The organism is Parabacteroides sp. AM58-2XD (assembly GCF_003463685.1).
In the GTDB taxonomy this organism is placed as follows: domain Bacteria; phylum Bacteroidota; class Bacteroidia; order Bacteroidales; family Tannerellaceae; genus Parabacteroides; species Parabacteroides segnis.
The window spans coordinates 1-10,015 of sequence record NZ_QSDP01000153.1 but is presented as its reverse complement, the minus strand read 5'-3'; the positions used below and the strand labels follow the sequence as shown (position 1 = coordinate 10,015).

Sequence of the window (10,015 nt, the reverse complement as noted above, 5' to 3'; positions counted from 1 at the left end):
CAAAAGAGAGAAACAACTTGTAAACCGTCAGCTGAAGCAGACGGCAAATGAACCTGTAATAGTCAAGTGACTCTGATTATGGTGGTTGTATGGCGGGGATATGACACACCCCCTTCCCCCTCTCCAGAGGGGAGCCAGTTACAACCAGTTGCTATAAACAAACATTCACATCTGATAATAATTGAAATATGTATATCCTAATAATAACTGAATATAAAACATACCACTATGATGAAGAACTTTTACATAGCTATCCGGTCCCTTTCTAAGAAAGGGCGGCACAGTGGCATTAAGATATTGTCGTTAGGTGTAGGCCTGGCAATGGGGTTGGTCCTTATCGCGAAAGTATGCTTCGAACTGTCCTATGATGGCTTCTATCCGGCTTCGGACAGGATATATGCCATCCAGGAAAACGTATCGTTCAAAGATAATCCGCTCGATACCTATCCCCATGTCAGCGGAGGTATAGCTCCCGGTATGAAAGCCGAAATTCCCGGAGTAGAGGCCGCCACCCGTGCCCTTAAATTTGGCGACGTTATGATCCGTACTCCTGACAAACGGAAATACGATGCTACCCTGATGCTGGCCGATGATTGCTTTTTTGATGTTCTTCCGCGTGATATGATAGCCGGCAAAGCAAAAGAAACGCTTGGCCGTCCCCTGTATGCACTTGTTTCGGAAAGTGTGGCGAAAAATATCGGTGCCGGTAAAACGGATATCGTCGGTCAGACTTTCGAGATCGAAGCCTATCCCGGTGTCAGCCTGACGATCGGTGGCGTTTTCAAAGACGTTCCGAAGAATACCCATCTTTTCTATGATATGCTGGTTTCGATGACCTCTTATAAAGAGATCGCCGGATGGTCGAACGAAGACGGATGGTTTGGTGGCGACAGCTACAATGCCTATGCCCTTCTGCGACCGGGTGTCAGCATGGAAGATATGGTCAAGCCGATGGACGATATGCTCGACCGCCATGTCGACCCCGATAAACTGAAAGAACAGGGTATTAACTATAAACTGAAACTCTGCCCGCTGGAAGAGGTCTACGGCAAGTCGCCTGAAACGAAGAAGATGGCTGTCATGCTGGTCGCCATCGCTTCCGCCATCCTTTTTGCGGCCCTGATGAATTACATACTGCTGGTGATCTCTTCGCTGGTAGTCCGCTCGAAAGATATAGCCATACATAAATGTTACGGAGCATCCGGCTGGAATATCTCCGACATGATATTCTCCGAGACATTCCTTAACCTGCTCATATCCCTGGGTGTTTCAGCCCTGTTGATACTGGCTTTCCGCGAGATGGTGGAGGAACTGCTCAACGCTTCCCTGCTGTCGCTCATCTCTTTGGATACGATTCCGATGCTGGTAGCTATTTGCCTTGTTGTCTTCCTGCTGGCGGGATTACTGCCGTCGCGCCTCTTTGCCGGCGTACCGGTGGCATCCGTGTTCAGGTCGTATAATGAGTCGAGGCGGTCGTGGAAGAAAGTGCTGTTGTTCATCCAGTTTATCGCTGTCGGTTTTTTGATCTGCCTGCTGGTTGTGATCGGGTTGCAATACCAACGACTGGTGACGGATGATCCCGGCTACTCGTTCGACCGCCTGGCCTATTGTTCTCCGAGCGGTGTGAAAAGCTCGCAACGCCGTGCCCTGATGGACGAACTGGCCAAGCTGCCCGAAGTGGAAGGAGTAGCGTCGTGCGCCAACCTGCCTATTTACAGTGGCTCCGGCGATATGGCTTACCGTCCGGGAACGAATGAAACGATCGTCCATTTCAACGATCTTTACGAAGCGGATGCCGATTATGTTCCCCTGATGGAAATGTCGGTGATCGAAGGAAAGGCTTTCGACCGTTCTTATTCCGATTCTGCGCAGGTGATGATGGTCAGCCGCATGATGGCGGACCAGTTGGCGAAAGCTTGGACTGGAAAGACGGGGTAGTAGGAAAGTTCGTGCCGGTAAGCGGCCATGGTGGAAATTCACAAGATTTTAGGATCGTGGGTGTTTACGATGATATCCGTATTGGTCAGATCGGTCAGGATCTGATGTATCCTTCCGCATTATTCTATGGAAACAGGGCACATCAGAATATCGTCATCAAATTCCATAAGCTGACAGCCGAGAATATGGCAAACGTACACGACGTCATCCAAAAATTCCTGCCGGACAATGAATTTACACTCGCTTCCTACAGCGTCAGCGTGACGAATCTATATAACGCTTCACGTCTCTTCCGCAATTCGGTTATGTGGGGTGGCATCGTGACCCTTATCATCACCCTGATCGGACTGATCGGTTATATCAATGACGAGACCAACCGTCGCGGCAAGGAAATCGCCGTACGGAAAATTAACGGTGCTACCGAGATGAATATCCTCTCACTGATGACACGCGATGTGGCCTGGATGGCTTTTCCCGCCATCCTGATCGGAGCTGCCGGCTCTTATTATACGGGCGAGAAATGGTTACAACAATTCTCTGAAAAGATACCGATGCATGCCGGCCTGTTCATTTTCTGCTCTGTCTGTATACTGACGGTCATCCTGGCTACGGTTGTCTACCGTTCGTGGATGGTTGCCGTATCGAACCCGGTGGAAAGTTTGAAGTCTGAATAGTAATACATATATAATATGGTAAAGAATTTTAGTATGGCATTCCGTTCCCTGTTCAAGAAGGGGAGGAACAATGGAATTAAAATCATCGCCCTGGCTGTCGGATTGGCAATGGGACTGGTTCTGATTGCGAAAGTCTGTTTCGAACGGTCGTATGATAACTTTTATCCGGACAACGACCGCATCTATCTGGTCAAGTCGGGCATCAATCGCGAGGGGAAAAAAGATACCTGGGGACAGGTGAGCGGCGCGATCGCTCCCGGGATGAAAGCGGAAATACCCGAAGTGGAAGCAGCCACCCGCTACACCCGTATCGGCTCGGACAATGAACTGATAATGACCCCCGAAAAACAGTTCTACACGGCAACCCTTTTGTTGACCGATACCAGTTTTTTCGATGTTTTCCCGCGTCCGATACTTATCGGTGACCCGAAAGATGTGCTGGCGCGTCCGAATTATGTCATGATCTCCCGCTCGCTGGCCGAAAAGATGGGCGGCGTGGAAAGCGCAGTCGGCAAAACCTTTGTGCGCGATGTGAACCGCAATTCCGTTCAAACGATTGGCGGCGTGTTTGAAGATATACCTGAAAACAGTCATCTACAATACGACATCTTAGGTTCGCTGGCCGGTTATTCCGTACAAAGCACAACTAATTGGATCGGTAACGACCGTTATATAGCCTATGTGAAACTACTCCCGGGAACAACTCCCGAGTCGCTCGCCCCCTCCATCCGCCGCATGCAGGAACGCAATCAGGACCTGGAAGGCCTCAAGAAAGCCGGTGTCGATCTGTTTTATACTATATCCCCCTTGCAGGATATCCATAACAACAACGAAGATGTAAAAGATATGAACGCGATGTTGCTTTTCCTGGCTACGATCCTGATCGTCATCGCCGTCTTGAACTATATCCTCGTTGTCATCTCCACCCTGATCGGACGGACAAAAGAGGTGGCGGTACATAAATGCTACGGAGCCTCCGGAAAAGATATTCTCGGAATGATACTTTCCGAATCGCTGCTGCATCTCTTGCTTGCCCTGTTGCTGGGTGCCTTCCTGATCCTTATTTTTAGAGGTAAGGTGGAAGATTTGCTGTCGGCATCCTTGTCGGCTTTGTTTACGCTGCCCACCGTGACGCTTCTGGCGGGTATCTGTCTGGTTGTATTCGGGGTGACATGCCTTGTTCCGACATGGCTTTTCCTGCGCATACCGGTTGCTTCGGCTTTCCGCAGCGTGAAGGAGTCGAAAAGGTATTGGAAACTTTGCCTGCTTTTCGTGCAGTTTGTCGCCACGGCTTATCTGGTGGCACTTCTGATCACGATCAGCCGCCAATATGACAAGATGATCACGAGCGATCCGGGGTATGCCTACGAAAACCTGATCTATTGCAATACCACTGGAGTGGGAGTACAGGAACGTGAGCGTGCTATGGCCGAACTGCGCCGCCTGCCACAGGTCGATCAGGTCGGGTGCAGTACTGAACTGCCTTTCTATTATGCTTCCGGAATAATGTTTCCCTGCCGGGTGAAGACCGTGAGTTGTTCAATATTGCCGATATGTATTTCGTTTCCGACAATTATTTCAAGATAATGGAAATACCCGTCGTTGAGGGCACTGCCTTCCAGCCGGGCGAAGCGAATGACGATAAGGTAATGGTCAGCCGCCAGTTTATCGACCTTATGGAGAAGACGGCCGGCTGGAAAGGAAGCCCTCTCGGCAAAGGCGTCATGATTTCCGAACATAGCAACGGCACGAAGGTGTTCACTATCAGCGGTGTCTACGAAGATTTCCGTATCGGTTCGCTGAAAGGTCCGGATACCCGCGCTTCCGTTCTTTTCTACAATACGCCCGACAGTTATAATCCGGCTAAGATCATCCTGATAAAGATGCATACCATGTCGTCTGAAAACCTGGCTCAGGTAAATGACATACTGGCCAGTGCCATGCCCGATAAAGTGGTCGAAGCCTCCGTCTATAAGATGGATATTCTCAACCAATACCAGGACGACCGCGACTTCCGCGACTCTATCATGATCAGCGGCCTTGTCACCCTGATCATCGCCCTGATCGGATTGCTGGGATATACAGCCGACGAGACCAACCGCCGCGGCCGCGAGATTGCCATCCGTAAGGTAAACGGTGCGACAGCCATCGATATTCTCCGGATGATCTCAAAGGATATTTCCTATATTGCGATTCCCGCCCTTACGATAGGAGCCGCCATCGCCTATGTCAGCGCATCCGGTTGGCTGGAAAAATTCGCGGAACGCATCCACCTTAGTGCCTTTATCTTTATCGGAGCCGCCTTGTTCGTCTATGTGATCATCATCAGCTGCGTTTTATTCCGTGCCTGGAGAACGGCCGACGAGAATCCGGTGGAAAGCCTGAAAGCGGATTAAAAAACGTAGGAAATGGCAGAAGTAAAACTTCCGGCAACTTGAATTGCTTTCAGGATGCCGGAAGTTTTACATTCGATATATATATACTTTTCCAATTGCAAAAAAAAAAGCAAAAAGATAACTCCGTTTGATTATTAATCCTTATATTGCGTGCGTTTTATACAAGCAATCATTTATTAAACATAAAATCATGGGTACATTAACTAAGATTCAGGAGTTTTTTCTTGGCAATCTGAATAATTCGGAATATGCTAACCATATGAATCGTTTCAGAGCTCTTTTCCAAAAGGCCGGAAGTGGAGGTGGCGATCGTCCGGAAATCGAATAATATATTGTAGGTGACAGAGACTCTTTATAGTCACCGATATTAGTTTAAGTTTTAATTAAACATGTGCATCCGGCCTGTGAAGGTCGGATGTTTTTTCTGCCGCAAAGTGTCTAATAAATAGACATGACTGTCTAAATATTAGACACTGCTGTAAAAAAGATAAAACAGTATAATGTTGAAAACTAGCTTTTTATTAAGTTTGGCACGTAATTTGAATTATATAGAGCAAAGAGAGTGGATTTTAAAGAGGAATATAAAGTATAAATGTAGAATTAAATAAATAACATTATGATTAAGATTGAAGGATTAAGTAAGCACTTCCGTACAGAAGAAGTAGAAACAATAGCATTGAACAATATTTCAATGGAAGTGAAGGATGGTGAATTTGTAGCTATCATGGGACCTTCCGGTTGCGGTAAATCGACACTGCTGAATATCCTGGGTTTGCTTGATAATCCGACTGGCGGTAATTACTATCTGGTTGATAAAGAAGTGGGCCACCTGAAAGAAAAAGAACGTACACAGGTTCGTAAAGGGAATATCGGTTTCGTATTCCAGAGCTTTAACCTGATCGACGAACTCAATGTATACGAAAATGTGGAACTGCCGCTGACCTACCTGAAAGTAAAGGCTGCCGAACGTAAACAGATGGTAAACGATATTCTGAAACGTATGAACATCAGCCACCGTGCCGCTCACTTCCCACAGCAGTTATCCGGAGGTCAGCAACAACGTGTTGCCATTGCCCGTGCCGTTGTCTCCAACCCGAAGATCATCCTTGCCGATGAGCCGACCGGTAACCTGGATTCAAAGAACGGTGCCGAAGTAATGCAGCTGCTTACCGAACTGAACAAAGAAGGAACAACCATTATCATGGTAACCCACTCCAAGCATGATGCCAGTTTTGCACACCGCATCATCAACCTGTTCGACGGTAGCATCGTGTCATCGGTGAGCGAATTTATTTGATGTATTAGATTTTACACATGAACATATAGCTAAATTAAGAATGTAAGAACAAACACGAACATATCCTACCTGTGAAGGCGGGATATGTTTTTATTCTCGCCAACTGTAGAATCACTAAACTATTAAGAAGATGAACAACTTATTAAATATAAAGTCATTCCTGAAATTCCTAAGCAGGAATAAGGCATACACGGCAATCGATGTGTTCGGACTGTCTGTTTCATTGATGTTCGTTATACTGATTGCTGTTTATACGGTACAGGAATTATCTGTCGATAAGTTCCATGCGGACAAAGACCGTATTTATGTACTGTGTAATGACAGGGGACCGACTTCGGCTTTGCCGATAGCTTACCGGTTGCAGGAACGTTATCCGGAGATTGAACAGGTTTGTCCGGTCATTACGAACAATGTGGGTAACCAGATTGTAAAAAGAAACGAAAAGAAACTGACTGCCAAACCTATCCTTGTCGATTCCTGTTTCTTCAATTTCTTTTCCTTCAAACTGCTGGAAGGTGATAAGAACCGGGTGTTGGAAGACCGGAACAATATTGTTCTCTCAAAGACTTTTGCCAATAAACTGTTTGGAACAGACAACCCCGTCGGACAAAGCATCACCATTGGCGATTCGACCTCTTATTTGGTGAGTGGCATTGTGGAAGATATTAAAAACTCGACCCTGCCTTATGCCGATATTATATTCCGTGTAGAACGGGCCCATGAATATAACTGGTCTATCAGTATGGATAATCCCGGAAATGCCGGATCGACAGTCCCTTTCCTGAAGATGAAACCGGGAGCCGACCTGCGTCCGAAAGTTCCGGATATACTCAGTTATTTTAAAGAGATGTTCTGGATTTACAAACAGGGAATGTCCAAAACGGTCACTTTGCTTCCGTTGAATGAATTATATTTTTCCGATCTGAACGAGTTCGGTGCCGTTAATTCCGGTAACAAACGTTTTGTAATCGTTCTGCTGTCTGTCGGTATCCTGATTTTGATCTTTGCCATTTTCAACTATATAAACCTGACTGTTGCTCAGGCCGGCCAGCGAGCCAAAGAAATGGCAACAAGGCGTCTGTTGGGATCGTCGCGCGGAGAACTGTTCATGCGTCTGATGGTGGAATCTACCTTACTGACAGTTATATCTTTTGGGGTAGGGTGGTTGCTGGCTCATGCGGCAGTTCCGTTTGTAAACAACCTGTTGCAGACACAGGTCGATCTGGGGGCTACTTTCACATTAGTCTGGGTTATTGCTGCTATTGCTCTTATCTTATTGATCGGTGTCCTTTCCGGATTGTTGCCGGCCGTATTGATCTCTTCGGTTAAGCCGATCGATATTGTGCGCGGAACATTCCGTCGGCAGACAAAAATGGTGTTCAGCAAAGTCTTTATCACTTTCCAGAATACGATTACGATCGCTATGATTGCCGCTGCCATTGTAATGATTTTGCAATCTTACCACCTGATCGGTGCACCACTTGGGTATCATACTAAAAATATCCTGGAGGTTTCGAATGGTTTTTCGAATAACTCCGACCGGAATGCAGCTATCGACGAGTTCGGACGCCAATCATTCGTTAAGCGTGTCGGCCTGGTTGCCGGAATGCCCCTTAGCGGAAGTAATAACATGTCTTCCGACTATGAAGGTAAATTCCTGGGTTTCCAGCAGTTCCTTATGGATAGTGTCGCATTCAATATGTTGGGATACGAAATTATACGTGAGAACCATTTGGCGGAAAAGAGTTGGTATCTGACAGAAAAGGCTATGAGGGATATGGAGTTGCCTTTGGACGCTCCCAGCTTCAGCTGGAATAAGAATGCGACTCCGATAGCCGGTATTGTACGCGACTTTCAGCAGGGTAATATTACGGATGAAACTCGTCCGGCCATGCTCCGCATCGATAACCGGAGCGATTTATACCCTTGGAGTATACTGGTTGAAGTGGAAGGAAATCCATATACTGCTTACCAGAAAATACGTGAGATTTATAGTAAGGCTTCCGGCGGATTAGATTTCGAGGCAAAATTTTTGGAAGAGCAGGTGCAGAAATCATTCGAATCGGAAATACGTACCACCAAGATCGTTTCCATCTTTGCCGGTATTGCTATTCTGATCTCCATGTTGGGTTTGTTGGCTATGTCGACCTATTTTATCCAGCAGCGCTCACAGGAAGTAGCTATCCGTAAAGTCTTTGGATCGGATAACCGGAGTGTTTTATTCCGCCTGATCAGTTCGTTCCTGGTTTATGTGGGCTTCGCCTTTATTATTGCAACGCCTATCATCTGGTATTTTATGAATCAGTGGTTATCCGATTATTCTTACCGGATCTCTTTAAATCCGCTGATCTTCATCGCTGCCGGAGTTTTCTGCCTGTTGATTTCGTTTATAACGGTCTTTTTCCAGAGTTACAAAGCAGCCAATGCCAATCCGGTAAATAGTATTGCTAATAAATAAGGAATAAATGATGAAAAAAGCATATAAATTTATAATTTAGCGCTAGGATAGCCGCTTAAGGATAGCCGGAGATTAACTTTCCGGCTATTTTTTTGTTTTGTTATCTGTAATTGTTTAACTATCAGATGGGGATGCATTCCTGTTTTCGGTGGCTTTTTAATGGGGTAAATATTGATAGAAAGTATGATTGTCATGACAGAAAGATGTATTGTGTTAAAATAGTAATAAAGAACGTTTGATAATTTGTTAGTTTGAAATATAAATGATTCCTTTGTAAAAAATATAATCATGAATAAGAATAGAGTACAGACAATTAAGCAATCAGAAGAGAAAAAGTGTAGCTTTTTCCAAAAAGTGATTGATGATAAGCGGGCTATTCATGCTTATATTTCTAAGCATGGAACCTTAAATGGATTTAAACGTGACTCAATCGAATTTGTCAAGCCTCTATGAAATAACAACAACAGAGTTTGGATATCAATTTACGACAGAAACCAATATTAACTATTTTGTGACATTCATTGATTATCCGTCCGTATCGGATTTCTTTCCTCTGAAATTGTATATGTTCAACATAGAACGTTATGTGCCTGAAGATATTTCTTTCCGGGGAAATAATGGTCATAAAGTTAGAAACACTATTATATCTATTTTGGAGCGATTCTTCTCAATCAATGAAGATGCTTTAATAACGATTTGTGATATCGATGACGGGAGACAAAAAGTTCGGAAAAGGTTGTTCGATAGTTGGTTTGATTGTTTTAACAGGGGACGTTTATGCAAATTGGATGCAGAATGTGCCATAGAAGAAAATGTTACTTTTGCTTCATTATATTTTAATTCAGGAAATCATAATATTGATATATTAGAAGAAGAATTTAAAAAACTTGCTGAAATTCAATTTTATAATATCTGAATGCCCCATACTCTTCCTGTGGCTTTAAGTTGTATCGTTTCAGTCTTCTGTGCGTTTAACTTGTTGCATGTGATTCGATTATCCTGATTCAGAAATTATCAGAAATGAGTGTTTGTTTATAGCAACTGGTTGTACCTGGCTCCCCTCTGGAGAGGGGGAAGGGGGTGTGTCATATCCCCGCCATACAACCACCATAATCAGAGTCACTTGACTATTACAGGTTCATTTGCCGTTTGCTTCAGCTGACGGTTTACAAGTTGTTTCTCTCTTTTGGCTTCAGCCACATTTCTCCTAGATAGAAACCTGTAAGAAATGGGACTAAAGTCCAATGAGATA

The 10,015-nt window shown here is 45.1% G+C and carries 9 protein-coding genes; all 9 read left to right on the top strand.

Going from position 1 to position 10,015, the window contains the following annotated elements:
- The first annotated feature begins 228 nt into the window (after positions 1-228).
- Positions 229-1,938: an FtsX-like permease family protein gene (locus DXA15_RS23440; protein ID WP_233567586.1), complete on the top strand. Its 1,710-nt coding sequence runs from the start codon at positions 229-231 to the stop codon at positions 1,936-1,938.
- Positions 1,917-2,612: an FtsX-like permease family protein gene (locus DXA15_RS27350; protein WP_233567585.1), complete on the top strand. Its 696-nt coding sequence runs from the start codon at positions 1,917-1,919 to the stop codon at positions 2,610-2,612. The genes DXA15_RS23440 and DXA15_RS27350 overlap by 22 nt, the downstream gene beginning before the upstream one ends.
- Positions 2,613-2,627: 15 nt before the next feature.
- Complete coding sequence (locus DXA15_RS27345; protein WP_233567584.1) at positions 2,628-4,199, top strand: ABC transporter permease; 1,572 nt, start codon at positions 2,628-2,630, stop codon at positions 4,197-4,199.
- Entirely contained in the window at positions 4,166-5,008 is an 843-nt protein-coding gene (locus tag DXA15_RS27340) for an FtsX-like permease family protein (protein WP_233567583.1), read from the top strand. The genes DXA15_RS27345 and DXA15_RS27340 overlap by 34 nt, the downstream gene beginning before the upstream one ends.
- Before the next feature lie 190 nt (positions 5,009-5,198).
- Positions 5,199-5,336 carry a hypothetical protein gene (locus DXA15_RS25360; protein ID WP_158579706.1) on the top strand — a complete coding sequence of 46 codons (138 nt, stop codon included), beginning with the start codon at positions 5,199-5,201 and terminating at the stop codon, positions 5,334-5,336.
- Between the two features lie 288 nt (positions 5,337-5,624).
- Positions 5,625-6,305 (top strand): ABC transporter ATP-binding protein, encoded by a 681-nt coding sequence (locus DXA15_RS23430; RefSeq protein ID WP_128135640.1) that lies wholly within the window; start codon positions 5,625-5,627, stop codon positions 6,303-6,305.
- A gap of 130 nt (positions 6,306-6,435) precedes the next feature.
- Positions 6,436-8,763, top strand: a complete 2,328-nt coding sequence (locus tag DXA15_RS23425; protein WP_128135639.1) for an ABC transporter permease — start codon at positions 6,436-6,438, stop codon at positions 8,761-8,763.
- A gap of 288 nt (positions 8,764-9,051) precedes the next feature.
- Positions 9,052-9,216: a hypothetical protein gene (locus DXA15_RS25600; RefSeq protein WP_186960406.1), complete on the top strand. Its 165-nt coding sequence runs from the start codon at positions 9,052-9,054 to the stop codon at positions 9,214-9,216.
- Positions 9,217-9,349: 133 nt separating this feature from the next.
- A complete protein-coding gene (locus tag DXA15_RS23420) occupies positions 9,350-9,679 on the top strand; it encodes a DUF6169 family protein (RefSeq protein WP_128135638.1) in 330 nt (109 codons plus the stop codon).
- Positions 9,680-10,015: the final 336 nt, after the last annotated feature.

Bases quoted from the DNA above. Each gene is read 5' to 3' on its own strand.
- DXA15_RS23440 (WP_233567586.1), top strand. From the start codon at position 229: ATGATGAAGAACTTTTACATAGCTATCCGGTCCCTTTCTAAGAAAGGG.
- DXA15_RS27345 (WP_233567584.1), top strand. From the start codon at position 2,628: ATGGTAAAGAATTTTAGTATGGCATTCCGTTCCCTGTTCAAGAAGGGG.
- DXA15_RS27340 (WP_233567583.1), top strand. From the start codon at position 4,166: ATGTATTTCGTTTCCGACAATTATTTCAAGATAATGGAAATACCCGTC.
- DXA15_RS25360 (WP_158579706.1), top strand. From the start codon at position 5,199: ATGGGTACATTAACTAAGATTCAGGAGTTTTTTCTTGGCAATCTGAAT.
- DXA15_RS23430 (WP_128135640.1), top strand. From the start codon at position 5,625: ATGATTAAGATTGAAGGATTAAGTAAGCACTTCCGTACAGAAGAAGTA.
- DXA15_RS23425 (WP_128135639.1), top strand. From the start codon at position 6,436: ATGAACAACTTATTAAATATAAAGTCATTCCTGAAATTCCTAAGCAGG.
- DXA15_RS25600 (WP_186960406.1), top strand. From the start codon at position 9,052: ATGAATAAGAATAGAGTACAGACAATTAAGCAATCAGAAGAGAAAAAG.